Origin of the sequence: Arthrobacter nitrophenolicus, assembly GCF_000332815.1 — a bacterium.
In the GTDB taxonomy this organism is placed as follows: Bacteria; Actinomycetota; Actinomycetes; order Actinomycetales; family Micrococcaceae; genus Arthrobacter; species Arthrobacter nitrophenolicus.
This window is the reverse complement of sequence record NZ_AOFD01000023.1, coordinates 27,001-45,511: the sequence shown is the minus strand read 5'-3', so window position 1 is coordinate 45,511 and position 18,511 is coordinate 27,001. Positions and strand designations below refer to the sequence as shown.

The window sequence follows — 18,511 nt, the reverse complement described above, 5'->3', positions numbered from 1 at the left end:
CCTCCTACGTCAGCAGCCCCAGTTCGGCAAACGCGAGCGCCACACCGTTGCCGGCGGGACCGGGGGTCACCCTGTCCGCGACGGCCAGCACGCCCGGGTGGCCGCCCTCCACGGCGATGCCCGTGCCGGCGTACTCCAGCATCTCGATGTCGTTGGCGCTGTCCCCGATCGCCACAATGTCCTCGCGCTTCAGCCCCAGCCGCTGCTCCACCACCTGGATGCCCACGGCTTTGTGCGTTCCGGCCATGTAGATCTCCCCGGCGCGGTCGCCCAGCGCGGAGAGGGAACTCGGGATCAGCCCCACTTCGGGACCAAAGTGGTGCATGAGGCCGGTCAGCGGCACCGGCGAGTCGAAGCAGGAAATCTTGGCGAAGGACACGGACCTGAGGTCGTCGCTGTACTGCATGGGCCCCAGGATGTCCTCAAGCGGATCAACGTCGGTGCTCAGGACGCCGTCGTGCTGCGGGCGTCCGGCGAAGACGGGTCCCAGCACCTCCCGCAGGCGCCGGTCCACGCCGGTGCGCCCGTGCAGCGCCTCGGGCGCTTCCAGGATGTAGGCGGCATTGTGGACATCCAGGGTCTCGACGATCCGGGCGGCCACATCCGGTTCGAAGCGGGAGTCCTTGAGCACCTCGCCGTCCATTTCCACCCGGGCTCCGGCGCCGGTGATCACGCCGTCGAACCCCGCCGCGAGGATGTGGCCGGGCACCATGGACAGCGGGCGTCCGGTGCACACGAACACCAGGTGGCCGTTCCGGCGCGCTGTCCGGACGGCCTCAACGTGGGCTTCCGGGGCCAGCCCATGGTCGGCGTACGTACCATCGATGTCGAGGAATATGGCACGCGGCCGGACGGTTCGCTGGCTGGACATGCCGGACTCCTTGGTCTGTTGCGGGGACCGTTTCATCCTATCCAAGGCGGCAACCGGCATTTCCGGCCAGCCCCGGGCTGGAAAAGCCGGCATGCGGCGGGAAAAGTGACAGTCATCCTGTGATCTTTGAGGCCTTGCAGGCATGTAAGCACACTGATTGAATTAGCACACCGGAATATGGGGGCCCGGCACAACTTACTGATTAAGGAGTGACAACATGGGCATTCTTGGATTTCTCATTTTGGGCCTGATCGCTGGCGCTATTGCGAAGGCAATCCTGCCGGGCCGCCAAGGCGGCGGCTGGGTGGTCACCCTGGTCCTCGGGGTTGTCGGGGCCATCCTCGGCGGCTGGATCGGTTCACTGATCTTCGGCGGCGGGCTGGCGGAGTTCTTCGATATCCGCACCTGGCTCCTGGCCATCCTCGGTTCCGTCATCGTCCTGCTGGTCTACGGGGCAGTCACCAACCGCAGCCACCGCAGGGTGTAGCCGCACCATATTTCCCCAACGCAAAAAACGCCGTCCTCCATCGGGGGACGGCGTTTTTGCGTCCCGTCCTTCCGGGAGCAAACTTCCGGATAACTAATGGGAACCGATTTCCCCCTCCCGGGCGAAAGTCCCGGGTCCGCATTTATGATGTGCGAGGGGGGTGGTGTCATGGCTGATTCGAGCCACACGGAAAATCTGGCGGTCCGGGCATTCAGCGCGATCCTGGACGCGAATCCGGACGCCTGTTGGCGCTCTCAGCAGACGGCACCATCACCATCGCCAACGCCGCGGCGGCCCGGCTCTTCGGGTTTCCACGCGGGGAACTGGCAGGGCGCAACTACCGGAAGCTGCTGGCGGCCGGGTTCGGCGACGACGTGGACCGGCTGCTCCGCCGGATCATCCTCGAGCCCGGCGGCTATCCACCGCCCCAGGAGGTCCGGGGATTGCGGCGGGACGGCACGGAGTTCCCTGCGGAGGTAGCGTGCTCCCTGGTGCCGTCCGGCGGACGCGATCACGCACCAGGCCAGGCTGGGCAGGCGGGGCACGACGACGGGATCCCCGCCGGCACGCGCCTGCTTCTGTCCGTCCGGGGTACGTCACACCGCCAGGCCGCGGACGCGGACCTGCGGGAGGCCATGTCCCTGCTGACGGCCACCCTGGAGTCCACCGCCGACGGGATTTTGGTCATGAGTTCCGAGGGCCACGTGGCAGGCTACAACGACCAGTTCCTCACCATGTGGAACATCCCCGCGGAGCTCCTGAAGGGCGACAGCGAGGAACCCGTCATGCGGCTCATCGTTTCGCAGGTGGCGGACCCCATTGCCTTCATGGCCCGGCTGACGGAACTGGAGGAGGACCCGGAAGCCGAAAGCCACGATGTCCTGGACTTCAAGGATGGCCGGACTTTCGAGCGGTACTCTCGGCCGCAACGGGTGGGCGAGAACGTTGTGGGCCGGGTGTGGAGCTTCCGCGACGTGACGCCCCGGCGGAAGGCCCAGGAACAGGCCCAGCAGGCCATGCTGGACCTCGCGGCGCAGGCGGAGAAACTGCGGGCCATGGCATTCCAGGATCCCCTGACCGGGCTGGCCAACAGGGCTGTGTTCAATGACGCCCTGGCCGAGTCGCTGCAGGAGCCGCGGCTGAAGGCCGTGGACGTCCTTCTGCTGGACCTTGACGACTTCAAGGAAGTCAACGACATCCTGGGCCACCAGGCGGGCGACGACATGCTGGTGGAGGTGGCCCGCCGGCTCCGCGGCTGCGTCCCCACCGCCGACGTCGTCGCACGCCTGGGCGGCGATGAATTCGTGGTTCTGCTCACCGCCTGCCCCGACGCGGATGAGATCGCTGCCTGCATCGTCCGCTGCCTGCATGTACCACTGACCATCAACGGCGCGGTGCTGCGCCCCAGCCTCAGCCTGGGGCTCGCGTCGCTGGCCCAGGACAGCGTGGGCCCGTCCGAACTCCTGCGCCAGGCTGACATCGCGATGTACGCGGCGAAGGCGGCCGGCAAGAACCGGTTCCTGCGGTTCCACCCGGACATGATGACTGCGCTCGTGCAGCGCACGGACATGGAAAGCGCCCTGCAGCTCGCGGTTCCGCGCGGTCAGATCAGCGTAGATTTCCAGCCCATCGTTTCGCACCGCATGGGACAGGTGGTGAAGTTCGAGGCGCTGGCACGGTGGGACCGCGGCGGCGAGCGCATCCCGCCGTCGATCTTCATCCCGCTGGCTGAGCGCACCGGCTCATCAACGAAATCGGCGCGGAGGTGATGGCGCTGGGAATGGTGCAGCTGGCAGGGTGGCTCAGCGAGGATCCCTCGCGGTCCCTCTCGGTCAACGTCTCCGGGGTCCAGCTCCAGGATCCGGACTTTGCCCAGGGGGTGCTCCACCTTGCAGAGGCCAGCGGCGTGGCGGCCTACCAGCTGGTGCTGGAGGTGACCGAGAGCGTCTTTTTCGACGCCGACTGCAGCCTGATCAAGCAACTCAGCTCACTGCGGGACGCGGGCGCCCGGGTGGCCCTGGACGATTTCGGAACCGGATACTCCTCCCTGGGCAGGCTGCAGGACCTTCCCGTGGATACGGTGAAGATCGACAAGTCCTTCGTGTCCATGGTCCGCACCGGCGAGGAACGGCTGCCCATCCTGAGCTCAATGATCAACATGGCCCACAGCCTCGGGCTGACGGTGACGGCGGAGGGCGTCGAAACGGCGGCGCAGGCGGACTACCTGACGGCGCTGGAGTGCGATTCCCTGCAGGGGTACCTGTTCTCGCTCCCCGAGCCCGGTGAACGGCTGGACCACGCCCTGCGGCGGGCCGAGGAAGCCCTCCAGGCTCTCAAGAAGGTAGATTCCCGGTGCAGCCGGACAGCAGCCCTTGAGGTGTGAGGGATATCATAGGGAGGCGTCTCCACCCAGGTCTCGGGTGGGCCCGGCTGGGGGCTCAGGGCGCCGGTAGGGGGAAGGGTTCGTCCGTGTCTCAGGCTGGTCTCTTGGAACGAAGTCCCACCGCGGGCAGGGCGCGCCTGGGCATGCTGGGCCTCTTGGCGGCCGCAGCGCTTGCGGCGCTCGCGCTGTACTTCGCCGCGAACAGCGGCACGCCCCATGCGCTGGTGACGGGAGATGTCCTGATCCTTGCGGCATCGCTGCTGGCCGGGGCAAGCTGCGCCCGGGCAGCACGGCTGGGCGGAGTGAACGCCCGGGCCTGGACCTTCATGTCCATTGCCGTCTTCGTCTGGGCGGCCGGGATGGCCGTGTACGCGTACTACGGGCTGGCCTTCAACCACGTTTACCCCTTCCCGTCCCTGGCCGACGCCGGATTCATCGGCTACTCGGTGCCCGCCGTCGTCGCGCTGTTCGCGTTCAAGAGGCGCGCCGGCAACCGGGTGGCGCTGTACCGGGCGGTGATGGACGCCGCCGTGGTGGCAGGTTCTGTGCTGGTGGTCAGTTGGTACACCGCGCTGGGGCCCGCCTTCGACTCGGTGGGTGATCCGCTGACCCGGTTGACCGGAATGGCGTATCCGGTAGTCGACCTGGTGATCACCTCACTCGTGCTGGTCCTGGCCATGCGGCGGCAGCCCGGCGAACGCCTGCCTTTCCTGTGCTTCGGCGGCGGCATGCTCGTCCTCGCAGTTACAGACAGCATCTATGTGCGCATGACGTTCGACGGCGTCACGGGCGCCACGGGTTCGCCGCTCGCCCTCGGATGGATTGTCGCGTTCCTCCTGATCGCGCTGGCGCCCATGGCACCGTACGTGGAAAGCGCCGGCACGGCCCGTACCGGGTACACTCTGGCGCTGGAGCTGCTCCCGTATGCCCCGCTGGTGCTGGCCGTGCTCCTGTTCGCGGTCCCGCACCTGTCCGGACTTGAGCCGTTTCTGGTTGTGGTGGGGGCTGCGCTGCTGGTGTGCGTGCTCGTCCGGCAGGTGCTCATCGTCCTTGAGAACATCCGGTTGACCAGTGGCCTGGAGGACGAGGTGGCGGCCAGGACCCGGGAACTGGAGGCGGCACGGGAAGCGGCAATGGAGTCGAGCCGGCTCAAATCGGAGTTCCTGGCCACCATGAGCCATGAGATCCGGACCCCGATGAACGGAGTGGTGGGCCTGACCGCCCTCCTCCTCGAAACACCGCTGGACGAGACCCAGAAGCAGTACGCCCAGGGCGTGCGGGGCGCCGGCGAATCGCTGCTGGCCCTGATCAACGACATCCTGGATTTCTCCAAGCTGGAAGCCGGCAAGGTGGACCTGGATATCCGTCCGTTCGACCCCCGGGTCCTCGTGGAAGAGGTGGCCGGGCTCCTGGCCGAGCCGGCCCTCGCCAAGAACCTGGAGCTGATCGGCTACTGCGAGCCGGATGTGCCGGCGCGCCTGCAGGGCGATTCAGGCCGGATCCGGCAGATCCTGCTGAACCTCGCCTCCAACGCGGTGAAGTTCACGGCGTCCGGGGAGGTTTCCATCCGGGTGACGACGCAGAATCCCGAGGCCGCCCCCGGAAACATTTCCGCTGTCCATTTCGAGGTCCGGGACACCGGCATCGGCATCGATCCCGCCCACCACCGGAAACTGTTCGAATCGTTCTCGCAGGCGGATGCCTCCACCACCCGGCGTTACGGGGGGACCGGACTGGGCCTGGCCATCAGCAGCCGGCTCACCGAGGCGATGGACGGCGACATCGGGCTGGACAGCGTTCCCGGCAAGGGCAGCACCTTCTGGTTCCGGCTGCCGCTCCCCGTGGCTCCGCCGTCCACCGATCCCGTTCCCGCTGCCGGCTTCCTCAACGGCCTGCGCGTCCTGGTGGTGGACGACAACGCCACCAACGCCTGGTCCTGGAGTCCCAGCTGCGCGGCTGGCGGCTCCAGCCCGAGGCCGTGCCGGACGCCGCCACTGCACTGGACCGGGCCCGGCAGGCGAGCGCCGCCGGAGAGCCCTTCCATCTGGCCGTGCTGGACTTCTGCATGCCGGACACCGACGGCCTGGAGCTTGCCCGGCGCATGAAGGCCGATGCCCGCCTTGCCGACATCGAACTCATCATGCTCACCTCCACCATGCAGGTGAACACGGCCGAAATCACCGGGGCCGGGGTCCGCGAGTGGCTGATGAAGCCCGTCCGCAGCTCCGAGTTCTACAACCGGCTGGTCCGCCTCATGTCCACCAGCGAAAGCGTCCAGCCTGCCGCCGCGTCCGGCCTCCTGCAGGCCGCGGCCCCAGGGGACAGCCACCACCGCGGGCGCATCTTGATTGTGGAGGACAACGAGGTCAACCAGCTGGTGGCCCAGGCGACGGTCAACAAATTCGGCTACACGGTGGACGTCGTCTCCAACGGGGCCGAAGCCGTGGACGCCACCGCCTCCACCCGCTATTCAGCAGTCCTGATGGACTGCCACATGCCCGTCATGGACGGGTTCGAGGCCACCCGTGTGATCCGCAGCCGCGGCGGAACTTTCCGCCTGCCCATTATCGCGATGACAGCGGGCGCACTAGACGGGGACAGGGAACGGTGCCTCGCCGCGGGCATGGACGACTACCTGGCCAAGCCCGTGGATGCGGCAGCGCTGCAGGCTGCGCTGGCGCGGTGGGTTCCTGAACCTGCCGCGCAAGCCCTGGCGGTCACCGGCGCCGTCCGCGCCGCGACAGAGCGCCGGGCTGTTGACCAGGACCGGCTTGCCATGCTCCGCGGCCTGGGCCCCGACGACGGCCGGGGGCTGCTGCCCGCCACGGTGGAAGCGTTCCGGAAGGACGTGCCCGGCCGGATCGCTGCGCTGCAGGCCGCGCTGGACGACGGCGGCGGCGAGGCGCTGGTGAGGGCGGCGCATGCCCTGAAGGGCTCGGCGGCCAATATCGGCGCCGGCAGGGCCGCTGCCATCTGCGCGGAGCTGGAGGGGCTGGGCCGGGCAGGAAACCACGACGGCGGGATTGACCTGGTGCGCCGGCTTGAAGCAGAGCTGCGGCGGGTGGATGCGGAACTGGACGCGGCGCTGGAGGTGGACGGATGAAAGTCCTCGTTGCCGATGACGATCCGGGTTCGTTGCTGGTGGCCCAGGCCGCCGTGGAGCGCGCCGGGCATGACTGCCTGGCCGCCGCAAACGGCGACGAAGCGTGGGGACTGTATCTTGAGCACCAGCCGGATGTGGTGGTGACGGACTGGATGATGCCCGGCATGGACGGGCTGGCCCTTTGCCGGGCCATCCGGTCCCGGGGCGCGGACCTGTACACGTACATTGTGATGCTGACATCGCAGGACTCCCGTGATGACGTGCTGGCCGGGATCGAGGCCGGGGCTGACGACTACGTCACCAAACCGCTGGATCCCTTCGTGCTGCGGGCCCGGCTGCTGGTGGCACTGCGGATCACCACCCTGCATGCGGACCTCGCCCATTACCGGAAGGTGCTGTCGCAGCAGGCGCGCACCGATCCCCTGACCGGGCTGCACAACCGGCTGAAGCTGGCTGAGGACCTGGAGCAACTGCATGCCCGCAGCGTCCGCTACGGGGAGCAGTACAGCCTGGCCATGTGCGACGTGGACAATTTCAAGGCGTACAACGACGTTTACGGGCACCAGGCCGGCGACCTTGCGTTGCGCGCCGTGGCCGCGGCCCTGAGGGCGCAGGCCAGGAAGTCCGATGGGGTGTACCGGTTCGGCGGCGAGGAGTTCCTGTTGGTCTTCCCGCACCAAAGCCTGCTGCGCGCGAAGGCCTGCATGGAGCGGGCGCTGGACGCCGTGCGGGATCTTGCCATCCCCCACCGGGGCGACCCGTCAGGCCAGTTGCGGCTCAGCGCCGGGATCTCGACGTTTTCCCCCGCCCAGGGCGGAGAACCGGAGGCACTGCTGGGTGCAGCGGACGCGGCACTCTATGCGGCGAAGGCGGCCGGCCGGAACCGGGTGGAACTGGCAGGCTGACCCCGGTTTGCGCTCCGGTCAGGCTGCTTTCTTGCTGCCGGCCTTCTTCGGGGCGGGCTTTTTGATGCCGGGCCTCTTAGCGGCCGCCTGGCGCTGGGCCGGCCGTTCCGCGTACTGGTTCGGCCCTTCGGCGTGCTGGTTCTGCTCGTGGCGCGCACCGGCCGCTTCGGCAGGAAGCGCTGCCTCAGCGGCGCGCTCCGGAACTGCCGCACTGACGTAGGCACCGCCGTCGGCGGTTTCAACGGCGGTTTCAACGGCGGCGGCACGGTTGCGGCGCCACCGGCGGAGCAGGTCCGCGGCGGCCAGCATGCCGGCGAGGGGTGTGAGGACCGCGGCGCCGTAGACGAACAGCATCCAGGTCAGCGTGGTCAGTGGCGGCTGGTTGTTATGCAGCAGGGACAGCCCGCCCAGGAGTCCCACGGCCCAGAAAAGGATCACTGCCGTCAATACAGCAGCGGCGGGAAAATACTGGTTGGTCAAGACTTTTTTCAGGGTTTCCATGCACTTCCTCCTGCCTGGCCGGGGGCTGCGGAAAGTGGCCGCATCAACACAAGTATGGGGCTGGATTAAGGCGAAACACGGCAAGACACCGTACTGAGTGATGAACATAACTGGCGGCCGCGCCGTCGGTTGTTTTGTGCTCGATCTTCCCCGCTGCCGGCAGCCCCGTTACGGTGAATTTGTCCGCCCGATTTTAGGAGGCTTCCATATGCGCATAGTTACTGCCGGCCTGTTCCATTCCGTGGATGGCGTGGTGTCAGATCCCTACAAATTCCAGTTCGACAGCTTCGATGACGAGCTTGGTGAAGGCCTCACCAGGATGATGGACAATGTGGACACCGTGGTGCTGGGCCGGGTGAGCTACCAGGAGTGGGCCGGCTACTGGCCGAACGCGTCAGTGGACGAGGACTTCGCCGCCTTCATCAACCCCGTGGAGAAGCACGTGGCCTCGCGGACCCTCACCGAACCGCTCGGCTGGCAGAACTCCCACCTGATGGATGCACCGCTGGAGGAATTCGTGGCACAGCTGAAGAAGCGCGACGGCGGCGAGATCGCCGTCTGCGGCAGCATCTCCGTGACCCGGCAACTGCTGTTCGCCGGGCTCCTGGACTCGCTCACACTGATGACCCACCCGGTGGTCGCCGGGAGCGGCCGCCGGCTCTTCCAGGACGGCGACCCGACAACCCGGCTGGTGCTGCAGGACGAAAGGCGGACCAGCAAGGGCAACGTGGTGAGCACCTACGGCCGGCTGGAGGGATAGAGCGCCCGGGCTACCAGGGTGCCGTGTCAGGAAGATCGTCGACGGCGTAGGTCACCGGATCCGCATGGCCATCGACAGGCAGGGAGCCATCCCGCCTGCTCCTGCCGCGAAGCACCTCGTCCGCAGCCTGCGTCAACGTCAAGGACCTTCCTGCAGCCCATGCCAGGCCGAACCTGACGGGACCGGCGCCGTTCCGTGCGGCTTCGATAATGGACTCGACGCGGCGCCGCTCGTCGGTTACCAGCGGAAGCCCATGGTCAGCACGGTAGGCGTCGGCAGCGGACAGCAGCCGGATGGCAGGTTCGATCCGCTGATTTTCCACGTGGACTCCGGCAAGGGATTCCAGGTAGCCCACCAGGTTTCCCTGCGCCCCGAGCTCCACCACACCCGCAATTGCTTCCGTCAGCAGGGTTTCGGCCGCACCGAAGTCTCCGGTGTGCTGCAGACTTTCGGCGAAGTTGGTCAATGCTATGCCAAGGAGCCATCTGTCCCCCATGGGCCGTGCGAGGGCGGCACACTCGCGCGATAGTTCCAGCGCCCGGGGATGGTCACCGGAGTAGAAAGCGATCCGCGACAGGAGCACCAGGGCCGCCACCTGCGTACGAAGAGTGGCACCTGGAGCCGACAAGGCGTCCATGGCGAGCCGCTCCGCGGTTGCCATCTCGCTGCGCTGTGCTTCCTGGACGGCAAGGCACATGACCGTCCAGGCGACGCCCTTGCTGTTGCCTGCTTCGCGGAACGCATCATAAGCCCTGGAGTGGAACCGGGTCGCCTGATCGTTCCTGCCCACCGTCCAGCACAGCGTGGCCGCGCCGCTGAGCGCCGGTGCCAGGACGGCTGCCGGGACCCCTTCAGTTTCCTCCACCAGCTCCACGGCAATCCGGTATTGCTCGGTAACATCACCCGTCAGCTCCCAGTAGTGCCACAGCTCGCCCACCAGTTGCAGCGCAACGTCCTTCGATCCGCCCGGTCCGGCAGCCCACAGCAGTGCGGACCGCAGCTCTGCGGCATCGGCCGTCAACAGCCGAAAGGCCTTATGCTCTCCGTGGCCCCACAGCCGGGGCCCAAGCGTCCGGGCAAGCCGGAGGTAGAAGTCTGCGTGCCGGCACCGGAGCGCCTGCTCGTCCGCCAGCTGTGCCAGCCGGTTCCGGGCAAACTCCCTGATCGAATGCAGCATGGACACGCGGCTCGTTCCCATGGAATCCCTGTACCTGCGCAGCAGGCTGTGGCGCGCAAGAACCCCGATCGAAGTGTTCGTATCCGCAACCCCGCTGCATACTCCGCCCACGGCAACTTCGGCCGGATCGGCCGCGAAGACGCCGAGCTGGTCAAAGAGGCGCCGTTCCTGGGGACCCAGCAGCTCGTAGCTCCAGGCAAGGGTGGCTGTAAGTGTCCTTTGACGGTCGGGGAGGTCACGGAACGCTTCGGGCAGTTCTGCAAGGTTGAATTCCAGGTCGTGGAACAGGTCTTCCTCGCTGCGGTCCCGCAGCCGGGCTGCCGCAAGTTCGATGGCCAGCGGCAGCCCGTCGAGGCGATGGCACAGCCGGATCAGTACACCGGCGTTGTCCTGGTCGATATCGAAATGGGGCCGTACTGCCCGCCCGCGTGCGACAAGGAGTTTCAGGGCCGGGACCTCACGCAGTTCCGGCAAAGGCGCCGGCGGGTCGATCGGCGGCAAAGCCAGCGGTGCGAGCTCATACTCATACTCGGCACGGAGTCCAAGACGCCGGCGGCTGGTGGCAAGTATCCGGAGGTCAGGGGCCGCCGTGAGCATATCGAGCACCACCGGCCAGGCCTCCTCAAGGTGCTCGAAGTTATCGAGTACCAGCAGGAGCCGGCGGGTCCGGAGAAAGCGGGACGCCACTTTGAGCGGGTCCTCCCCTGCCCGGTCCGCCAGGCCCAGGGTGGCGGCGATGGCACCCGGGACTTGTTCCACCTGGGTGAGCGGTGCCAGGTTGACCCAGCCCACGCCGTCGGCCATCCGCTCGCGAAGCTGCGCGGCAGCGGCCAAAGCCAGCCGGGTCTTACCCGTTCCGCCCGGCCCCGTGACAGTCACCAGCCGGCAGCCTTCCTTCCGGTAGAGCGAACACACCTCCCCCAATTCCGCTTCCCGGCCCACCAGGGGTGTCAGTTCGTTGGGCAGGTTGTCCAGGCGCTGCCGTGCCCGCGGGTTCCCCTCGCTGGCGGGGGCGTCCAGCGATGCATCCTGCCGGAGGACCAGCGCCGCCAGCTCGCGCAGTCTCGCGCCCGGGTCGATGCCCAGGCCGGCTGTGAAGGCCCGCCGTGCTTCCCGGCAGGCGGCCAGCGCGTCGGCCTGCCTGTCGCAGCGGTACAGGGCAACGACCAGCGCTGCCCACAGCCGTTCCCGGTACGGATGCTCCTGCACCAACCGCTGCAGCTCCCGCACCAGGCTTCCATGCCTGCCCAGGGCAAGTTCGACGTCGGCGAGATCCTGGTAGGCATCCAGCCGTGCTTCCTCCAACTGGTCCAGCTCCGGCTGGAACAGCTCCGCGTCGGCAAGATCCGGGAACGGCAGGCCGGTGAACAATTGCACGGCCGCGCGGAGGCGTTCCGCACCGCCAACCAGGTCGCCCGCCTCGACAGCCTGTTCCCCTGCAGAGATGAGTTCGCGGAACTGCAGGATGTCCAGTTCGTCTGCCGTTACGGACAGGGAGTACCCGCCGGGGCGGCTGGCAATGCGCTGTGGTGCTCCTCCTTTGGGCCGGTCGGGTTCGAGGATGCGTCGCAGGTTGGCAATGTAGACCTGCAGCTGAGGGCCCGGCTGCGCGGGGGGATGGCCGTCCCAAAGGGCCTCGGCCAGGAAATCGGAGCTGACCACGCAGTTTGCCCGCAACGCCAGGCATTCGAGGACTATTCGCAGCTTCGCGGCGCGCACGGGGACCGGTTCACCGGCAATGACGACGTCGACGGGCCCAAGGCCCGTATCCGCAACGCAACCATCGCACAGCACTCCTCAACCGACCAGCCGCAGCCCCGGACTTTCCAGCCGGTTCCGACGGAACTCATCGACGAGCGACCCCAGAGCGCCTGCCCGTGATCCGGTTTGGCCCGGAAGCCAGCCGCATCACCCCCATCATGCTCCCCCGGGATCAGGGGACCAATGGTTTGCACCAATAAAGGGGGCCCCCAATTAAGGGCCGGTTAAGTGAGGGGGGCAATCCTTGGCTCACCATCAGCCATCTCCGAGAGGACGTCCCATGAAAACCACCAGCATTATCCGCAGCCTGGCGTTGTCAGCCCTTGCAACTGGCGCACTCGTGGCGCCGGCCCAGCCTGCGCTTGCAGAACGTTCATTTGAAGAAATTCCCACCGGCACTTTCGCCGTACCCTGTCCGGACTCCGAATTGACCGTCGCTGCGGCCGGGAAGTACGCAGTCATCGAGTTGCCGGGTGGCCGCACGAAGACCATATGGCCTGGCGTGAGCATCACAGTCACCGGTGAATCCGGAGAGTCTGTGACCTTCGAAGGCACGGCGGGGCTAACGCATACAACGCCCCTCAGCAATGGAAATCAACTGTTCACTGCAACCGGCCGCAACTTCATCACGGTGCCGGACGCAAACGACCATCCAGTGGGCGTCTTCCTCACGATCGGGACGGTCAGCTGGATCTTGGATGAGAACGAAGATGAGGTTGGGGGTAAGTTCACGGGCACGGGCCGGGTGACGGACTTGTGTGCCCTGCTTGGGTAACCGTGAAGCATGGGAACATGCTGCCTGGTAAGTATGCCGCGGGCGTACCGCCAGAGCTACGCCCGCAGGCGTTCCGCGACGGCCGCGATGTCGCCGGGGGTTGTCCGGCAGCACCCGCCGATGATCCGGGCACCGAGGTCCTGCCAGGTTGCGCTGCCCTCGGCAAGGTTGGCCGGATGCCCAAGCCCTGCGGGGTCGGACGGTGGGGCAGGGCTCCAGGTCTTGGTGACGGGATCGTACGTCTCGCCTGAATTGGGGTAGGCCACCAGCGGCTTGCTGGTGGCCGCCCCCAGGGCGGCGAGCGCCGGGGTGACCAGCTCCAGCGGCACACAGTTCACGCCGACGGCGGCCACGGTGGCCTCGCCGTCGAGCAGTGTGGCCACCGACGTCAGCGGAGTGCCGTCACTGATGTGCCCGCCGTCCCGGAGCGAGAAGGAAAACCAGGCCTCGACGCCGAACTCCTTGCTGAGTGCCAGGAGCGCCTCAGCCTCGGCGAAGGACGGGAGCGTCTCGCATGCGAGAACGTCGGCACCGGCGCCGACGAGGGCTGCGATCCGCGGACGGTGGAAGTCGCGGAATTCTGCGGGAGCCAGGGAATAGTCCCCCCGGTACTCGGAACCGTCCGCAAGATAGGCGCCGTAGGTCCCACCGAGCCGGCAACCAGCAACGGCTTGGCCTCCGGATGGGCGGCAAGGTGCTCCCGGCGGGCCTCGTCCGCAAGCCGGACCGACAGGGCCACCAGGTCCAGTGCCTCCCGCTCACTCATTCCCCGCGGGGCAAACCCCTGGGGCGTGGCCTGGTAGCTGGCTGTGGTGGCGATCCTCGCTCCCGCCGCAAAGTAGTCGCGGTGGACGTCCTTGATCAGGTGGGGTTGTTCGAGCAGGACTTTGGCAGACCACAACGGGTCGTCAAGATTGCAGCCCCGGGCCTCAAGCTCTGTCGCCAGGGCGCCGTCGGCGGGAAGGAGCTCCCCGGATTCCAGCAGGGTGGACAACGGCGCATTCAGAGGCATAGTAGTCATAATACGCATTTTCTTATGCTTGTAATGATTGTTTCTTTCTGCCACGATGGCAGGCATCCGCCAGCCCGGCGGAAGGAAAGAGGACTGGTTCTTGGACGTTCAACTACACGCGGTGCGCAAGCTGCGCGTCCACTGGCCCATCAGCGGCACCACGTTTGCGCAGCTGGCCAAGGGGGAAGCGGACGCCTTCCGGAACGATCCGGGCATCGCAGCCCTGCTCCAGGCCCTGGCACAGTTCCAGGAACTGGGCGATTTTGGCAACTACAAGCACGTGTTCGAATCCGGCCTTGGCTTCGAAGGGTTCACCACCGCAGAGGGAGCCAACCCAACGCTGGGACGCGTCGGAGAGCAGACCCTGTCCCCCACCTTCGTCTTCACCACCTACTTCGCTGCCTCCCTGGAGGACGCAGCCGTTGAACGGTTCATGCGGCAGATCGTGGACATCCACCCCTGGGAAGTTCCGGTGATTGAACTGGAAGGACCCCTCAGCGTAACCAGCACGGCACTGGCACCGATCACCAAAGGAGCGGCAGCATCATGACGGACACCCTCACCACCTCCCTGTGGGAAGGACTGCAGTCGGTTCTCTCGGGCCGGCGGTTCGTTGACCTGACCCACGCCTTCCACCCCGGCCAGCCCCACTTTGCGGCGTTCCCGGATGAAGAGCGGGAAGCCCTCTTCGACCTCGAAAAGGGGGACGGCTTCACCGCCCACCGGTATTCGATCGTGGGCCAGTGGGGCACCCACGTGGACCCGCCGTCGCACTTCATCCGGGGCGGCAGGACCTTGGACCGGATCCCGGTGCAGGAAATGATCCTGCCCCTGGTGGTCCTGGATATCTCCCATCGGGTGGCAAACGATCCGGATGCCATCCCAACCCTGCAGGACGTGCACAACTGGGAAAGCCGCAACGGCACCATCCCGGCGGGCAGCTTCGTGGCCCTCCGCACCGGCTGGAGCCGCCGCTGGCCGGACGTCGACGCGATGGCCAACCGTGACGCTGACGGGCTGAGCCACACGCCCGGCTGGTCACGGGAAGTGCTGGCCTTGCTGCTCAACGAGCGGTCGGTTGCCGCTGTCGGCCACGAGCAGACCGACACGGACCCCGGCCTGGCCACCTCCCGGCAGGACTTCAGCCTGGAAACCTTTGTGCTGGAGCAGGACCGCTGGCAGATCGAACTGCTGGCCAACCTGGACGGACTGCCGGAGGCCGGAGCGGCCGTCGTCGCAACCTGGGCCAAGCCTTTGGGAGGCAGCGGGTTCCCGGCGCGGGTGTTTGCCATCTGCTGAACCGGGGGCCAGGAACGCCGCTCCACTAGACTCAAATCCATGTCGAAAACCTCCAGCATGGGCCGCGGAATACAGGCCGTCCTGGCCGTAGGGGCACGGCATGCAGCAGGGCTTCCGGGCGGCAGCGTTGCGGACATCGCGGCGGACCTGGAGAGGGACCGCAGCCAGGTCTCCCGCAACCTGCGCAGCGCGGAGCACGAGGGGTTCCTCTCCCGCACGTCCCGCACCTACGCCCTTGACTGGTCGCTCCTCACCGACGCCCAGCTCCTGACCGAACGCCGGCTGCAGGCCGACGGCGGCACAGCGCTGGACAGCCTCGCCTCAGCTGTCGACGAGGCCTGCTTCCTGGGCGTGCTGCACGGCGACAGCACCGTCACCATCGGGGAGAGCGTCCCCGCCAGCAGCAACCTGGTGGGATCCTGGCTGGGACGCCCGTACCCCGCCTACTGCAGTGACGCCGGACAGGCCGTCCTGTGGGAAGCGTCGGAGGCGGAGGTACGGACGGTGTTTGCCGGCGTCGACTTTGTCCGCCACGGCCCCAACACTCCCACCGGCATTGAAGACTTCCTTGCCCGGCGGGAGGCAGCGCGGGAACGCGGCTACTCGATCGTTGATGAGGAGGCCGAGCCGGGACTCTACTCCCTGGCCGTCCCGGTCCGCGACTTCAAGGGCGACGTGGTGGCGGCGCTGCAGATTGTGGGCATCAAGGACCGGCTGGAACCCAAGCGGGACAGCTGCGCCGCGGCGTTGGTGGCGCAGGGACAGTGGCTCGAGGCCCGGCTCGGCTACCGGCAACAGGCCTAGCTACACAAGCCAATCAGCCGACGGCCGGAGAAGCCCCAAGCCGCTCGGCGGCGGCACGCAGGGCCGAGGCGGCGGTAGCAGCACCGGACCCCAGCTCCGCCCGGCTCCCGAGGACACTCAGCGAAGCGGTGATGCCGCCGCCGGCAGCCCGCACGGGCACGGCGAGCTCCACCACCTCGTGCTCGAATTCCTGGTCGGCTGCAATATACCCGGCCGCCCGGTCCCGTTCCATCAGCTCCCAGACCTCGGCAGTGGTGTGGGCAGCCCCCGGACCGCCGATCCCGATGAAATTCACCCCGCCAAGCAGCGCGTCCAGGGCGGGGCGGTCAAGATCCCACAACAGCGCCCGGCCGGCACCGGTGCACCACACCGGCGTCACCATTCCCGGCTTCACGAAGCTTCCGGGAACGGCGTCGTTGCTGGAGGCACGGAGCAGAATCACGCGGAAGCCGTCCCGGACGGAGAGCCTTGCCCGGAGGCCCAGGGCGGCCACCAGCGCCTCGAGCTCGGTCTTCGCCTGCCGGACCCAGCCGGTGTTGAGTGACGCGGCGAGGGTGAAGAAACGGGGGCCGGTCCGGAACGGGCCGCGGTCAGCCCGCTCCAGCAGGCCAAGGTCGCACAGTTCCTGGGCCAGGCGCGAGACCCGGCTCTGGTCCATGCCCAGCTCGGCGGCGAGCTGCGAAACACCCAGCAGCTGCCGGCCGCGGATTTCCCGGTCCGCCACCAGCCGCACAAGGCGCAGTCCCTGTGCCATCGACGACGCCTCGGCGGACGATTCCACGCTCATGCCCCTCCCGGCCGGTAATCCCGCCCCATTCTTCCATGGCCGCGCCACGTCCGATCCGGAAACAACGGGACAAGGAACGACGGCGCCCGCTGCGCCAGGTGCCTGAACGCACCCCGCCGGGCGGCCGCCGTCGTCCGCGCCTAGCCTTGGATGCCGGCGGCAGCCTTGCGTCCGTGCCGGAAGTAGAACCAGGCGTAGCAGGCGGCCACGAAGGGGATGCCGAAGTAGAGCGCGGCCACCTGGGTGGGGTCGAGGGCGATGCCGACCAGCGAAACGACGCACAGGGTGAACGCCAGGATGGGCACCAGCGGGAACAGCGGCGCCCTGTACGCGAGGTCCGCCACGTTGCCGCCGCTGCGGACGAATGCCCGGCGGTGGAAGAAGTGCGAGGCGGTGATGGACATCCACACGCCCACCACGGCGAAGCCGGCCACGGAGACGAGGACAAGATAGACCGTCTCCGGTGCCACCACGCTGCTGACCAGGGAGGCGAGGCCGCCCACCATGCTGACGGCGAGTGCCACCAGCGGGATGCCGCGGCGGGTCAGCTTCTTGAAGGCGCTGGCGCGTGGCCTTCATCGGCGAGAGAGTAGAGCATGCGCGCGCAAGAGAAGAGGCCGCTGTTGCCGGCGGACAGGAGTGCGGTGATGATGACGAAGTTCATGATGTCGGCCGCGAACGGGATGCCCACGGCGGAGAACACTGTCACGAACGGGCTCTCGTCCAGTCCCACCTCGGTGTACGGGATGGTGGCGGCGATGACGGTGATGGCGCCGACGAAGAAGATGAGCAGCCGGATCACCGTGGTGCGCATGGCCTTGGGGATGCTGGTGGCCGGGTCCTTCGTTTCGCCCGCCGCGACGCCGATGAGTTCGGAACCGGAGAAGGCGTAGAAGACGGCGAGCACGGTGACCAGGACGCCGGTGAAGCCGTTCGGGAAGAGGCCGGCTTCGGTGCTGAAGTTCTCGAACAGGTGGGGGTGGCTGCCGTCCGCGCTCAGCGGGTGGAAGCCGAACAGGGCCGCGCCGCCCAGGACGATGAGGCCGATGATTGCGGCCACCTTAACGATGGCGAACCAGAACTCGGCCTCGCCAAAGAACTTCGAGGACACGGCATTGAGGCCAAACAGGACGGCGGCGAACACCAGGCACCAGACCCAGACCTCTACGTTCGGGAACCAGCGCTGCATCAGCAGGCCGGAGGCAGTGAATTCGGAGCCGATGGCCACGGCCCAGCAGAGCCAGTACAGCCAGGCGGTGGCGAATCCCGTGGCGGGTCCGATGGAGCGGGCGGCGTAGATGTGGAACGCGCCGGACACCGGGTAGGCGATGGCGAGTTCACCGAGGCAGGCCATCACCAGGTACACCACGAAGGCGCCGATGAGGTAGGCGATGACGGCGCCGAGCGGGCCTGCCTGCGAGATGGTGTAGCCGGAGCTCAGGAACAGTCCCGAGCCAATCACGCCGCCCATGGCGATCATCACCAGGTGCCGAGGTCCCATGGAGCGGCGGAGCCCCGACTCTACTGGGGATGTAACCGGCGGCGAGGCCAGGGTCAGCGGTGAAGAGGGTTCCATGGGCGTCTCCAGTAGGGATGTGGGGCACCGCGCGCCTGCGGCAGTGGTCACCGAAGAAGTGAACGGCGGCAGTGCCGAAACTAGCACGACCACCGAAGAAACAGTCACTAAATACATGGCTGCATGCTTATATTGCACGCTGTTACGCGGTGCCGTGTTGGAGCTGCGGAACCGGGGCACATTGGCACGGACACGCCGTCGGCCAGCACAGATCCAGCACTTTCCGGCCTCAAACTGCCCCGGGACGGCGTACGACGGCGGCACTCAGCCGGGTGCCGCCGTCGCCGTTTCCGCGGGCGGGTAAAATTGT

The 18,511-nt window shown here is 67.3% G+C and carries 13 protein-coding genes and 4 pseudogenes; 11 read left to right on the top strand and 6 right to left on the bottom strand.

Annotated features, from left to right (window positions below):
* Nucleotides 1-4: 4 nt before the first annotated feature.
* The gene (locus G205_RS10240; protein ID WP_009372952.1) at nucleotides 5-871 is read right to left on the bottom strand and encodes an HAD hydrolase family protein; all 867 of its coding nucleotides are present in this window, start codon (nucleotides 869-871) and stop codon (nucleotides 5-7) included.
* 217 nt (nucleotides 872-1,088) lie between these two features.
* Between G205_RS10240 and G205_RS10235 the strand changes: the two genes are divergently transcribed.
* From G205_RS10235 to G205_RS10220, 6 genes and pseudogenes are all read left to right on the top strand, one after another.
* Complete coding sequence (locus tag G205_RS10235) at nucleotides 1,089-1,358, top strand: GlsB/YeaQ/YmgE family stress response membrane protein (RefSeq protein WP_009372951.1); 270 nt, start codon at nucleotides 1,089-1,091, stop codon at nucleotides 1,356-1,358.
* Nucleotides 1,359-1,603: 245 nt separating this feature from the next.
* Nucleotides 1,604-3,741, top strand: a pseudogene (locus G205_RS10230) (putative bifunctional diguanylate cyclase/phosphodiesterase).
* Nucleotides 3,742-3,884: 143 nt separating this feature from the next.
* Nucleotides 3,885-5,846, top strand: coding sequence for an ATP-binding protein (locus G205_RS23770; RefSeq protein ID WP_052014097.1), 1,962 nt, complete (start codon nucleotides 3,885-3,887; stop codon nucleotides 5,844-5,846).
* Nucleotides 5,729-6,358 (top strand): annotated as a pseudogene (locus tag G205_RS22730) (response regulator); the annotation flags it as partial. The gene G205_RS23770 and the pseudogene G205_RS22730, both read left to right, overlap by 118 nt.
* Nucleotides 6,359-6,364: 6 nt before the next feature.
* Nucleotides 6,365-6,844 (top strand): Hpt domain-containing protein, encoded by a 480-nt coding sequence (locus tag G205_RS22725; protein ID WP_338058410.1) that lies wholly within the window; start codon nucleotides 6,365-6,367, stop codon nucleotides 6,842-6,844.
* A complete protein-coding gene (locus G205_RS10220) occupies nucleotides 6,841-7,749 on the top strand; it encodes a GGDEF domain-containing response regulator (protein ID WP_009372950.1) in 909 nt (302 codons plus the stop codon). The genes G205_RS22725 and G205_RS10220 overlap by 4 nt, the downstream gene beginning before the upstream one ends.
* An 18-nt stretch (nucleotides 7,750-7,767) precedes the next feature.
* Here G205_RS10220 and G205_RS10215 read toward each other — a convergent pair whose 3' ends face one another.
* A complete protein-coding gene (locus G205_RS10215) occupies nucleotides 7,768-8,250 on the bottom strand; it encodes a hypothetical protein (RefSeq protein WP_009372949.1) in 483 nt (160 codons plus the stop codon).
* Between the two features lie 208 nt (nucleotides 8,251-8,458).
* On the opposite strand from G205_RS10215, the gene G205_RS10210 reads away from it, so the two are divergent.
* The gene (locus tag G205_RS10210) at nucleotides 8,459-9,010 is read left to right on the top strand and encodes a dihydrofolate reductase family protein (RefSeq protein WP_009372948.1); all 552 of its coding nucleotides are present in this window, start codon (nucleotides 8,459-8,461) and stop codon (nucleotides 9,008-9,010) included.
* Between the two features lie 10 nt (nucleotides 9,011-9,020).
* Here G205_RS10210 and G205_RS10205 read toward each other — a convergent pair whose 3' ends face one another.
* Nucleotides 9,021-11,981 (bottom strand): AfsR/SARP family transcriptional regulator, encoded by a 2,961-nt coding sequence (locus G205_RS10205; RefSeq protein WP_083875041.1) that lies wholly within the window; start codon nucleotides 11,979-11,981, stop codon nucleotides 9,021-9,023.
* 247 nt (nucleotides 11,982-12,228) lie between these two features.
* On the opposite strand from G205_RS10205, the gene G205_RS10195 reads away from it, so the two are divergent.
* Nucleotides 12,229-12,723 carry a hypothetical protein gene (locus tag G205_RS10195; protein WP_009372945.1) on the top strand — a complete coding sequence of 165 codons (495 nt, stop codon included), beginning with the start codon at nucleotides 12,229-12,231 and terminating at the stop codon, nucleotides 12,721-12,723.
* A 56-nt stretch (nucleotides 12,724-12,779) separates the two neighbouring features.
* Here G205_RS10195 and mmuM read toward each other — a convergent pair.
* A pseudogene (gene mmuM / locus G205_RS10190) lies at nucleotides 12,780-13,735 on the bottom strand (homocysteine S-methyltransferase).
* Between the two features lie 55 nt (nucleotides 13,736-13,790).
* Between mmuM and G205_RS10185 the strand changes: the two are divergent.
* The 3 genes from G205_RS10185 to G205_RS10175 are packed head-to-tail and all read left to right on the top strand — an operon-like array spanning nucleotide 13,791 to nucleotide 15,838.
* Nucleotides 13,791-14,285, top strand: a complete 495-nt coding sequence (locus tag G205_RS10185) for a YqfO family protein (RefSeq protein WP_009372944.1) — start codon at nucleotides 13,791-13,793, stop codon at nucleotides 14,283-14,285.
* Nucleotides 14,282-15,034, top strand: a complete 753-nt coding sequence (locus tag G205_RS10180; RefSeq protein ID WP_009372943.1) for a cyclase family protein — start codon at nucleotides 14,282-14,284, stop codon at nucleotides 15,032-15,034. Before G205_RS10185 ends, G205_RS10180 begins: the two co-directional genes overlap by 4 nt.
* Before the next feature lie 39 nt (nucleotides 15,035-15,073).
* Nucleotides 15,074-15,838, top strand: a complete 765-nt coding sequence (locus tag G205_RS10175; RefSeq protein ID WP_009372942.1) for an IclR family transcriptional regulator — start codon at nucleotides 15,074-15,076, stop codon at nucleotides 15,836-15,838.
* Between the two features lie 13 nt (nucleotides 15,839-15,851).
* On the opposite strand, the gene G205_RS10170 is transcribed toward G205_RS10175, so the two are convergent.
* Together G205_RS10170 and G205_RS10165 are read right to left on the bottom strand one after the other, a co-directional pair.
* On the bottom strand, nucleotides 15,852-16,619 hold the full coding sequence (locus G205_RS10170) for an IclR family transcriptional regulator (RefSeq protein WP_035752691.1): 768 nt from the start codon (nucleotides 16,617-16,619) through the stop codon (nucleotides 15,852-15,854).
* A 146-nt stretch (nucleotides 16,620-16,765) separates the two neighbouring features.
* A pseudogene (locus tag G205_RS10165) lies at nucleotides 16,766-18,201 on the bottom strand (amino acid permease).
* Between the last annotated feature and the right edge of the window lie 310 nt (nucleotides 18,202-18,511).

Bases quoted from the DNA above. Each gene is read 5' to 3' on its own strand.
- G205_RS10240 (WP_009372952.1), bottom strand. From the start codon at position 871: ATGTCCAGCCAGCGAACCGTCCGGCCGCGTGCCATATTCCTCGACATC.
- G205_RS10235 (WP_009372951.1), top strand. From the start codon at position 1,089: ATGGGCATTCTTGGATTTCTCATTTTGGGCCTGATCGCTGGCGCTATT.
- G205_RS23770 (WP_052014097.1), top strand. From the start codon at position 3,885: ATGCTGGGCCTCTTGGCGGCCGCAGCGCTTGCGGCGCTCGCGCTGTAC.
- G205_RS22725 (WP_338058410.1), top strand. From the start codon at position 6,365: ATGGACGACTACCTGGCCAAGCCCGTGGATGCGGCAGCGCTGCAGGCT.
- G205_RS10220 (WP_009372950.1), top strand. From the start codon at position 6,841: ATGAAAGTCCTCGTTGCCGATGACGATCCGGGTTCGTTGCTGGTGGCC.
- G205_RS10215 (WP_009372949.1), bottom strand. From the start codon at position 8,250: ATGGAAACCCTGAAAAAAGTCTTGACCAACCAGTATTTTCCCGCCGCT.
- G205_RS10210 (WP_009372948.1), top strand. From the start codon at position 8,459: ATGCGCATAGTTACTGCCGGCCTGTTCCATTCCGTGGATGGCGTGGTG.
- G205_RS10195 (WP_009372945.1), top strand. From the start codon at position 12,229: ATGAAAACCACCAGCATTATCCGCAGCCTGGCGTTGTCAGCCCTTGCA.
- G205_RS10185 (WP_009372944.1), top strand. From the start codon at position 13,791: ATGGCAGGCATCCGCCAGCCCGGCGGAAGGAAAGAGGACTGGTTCTTG.
- G205_RS10180 (WP_009372943.1), top strand. From the start codon at position 14,282: ATGACGGACACCCTCACCACCTCCCTGTGGGAAGGACTGCAGTCGGTT.
- G205_RS10175 (WP_009372942.1), top strand. From the start codon at position 15,074: ATGTCGAAAACCTCCAGCATGGGCCGCGGAATACAGGCCGTCCTGGCC.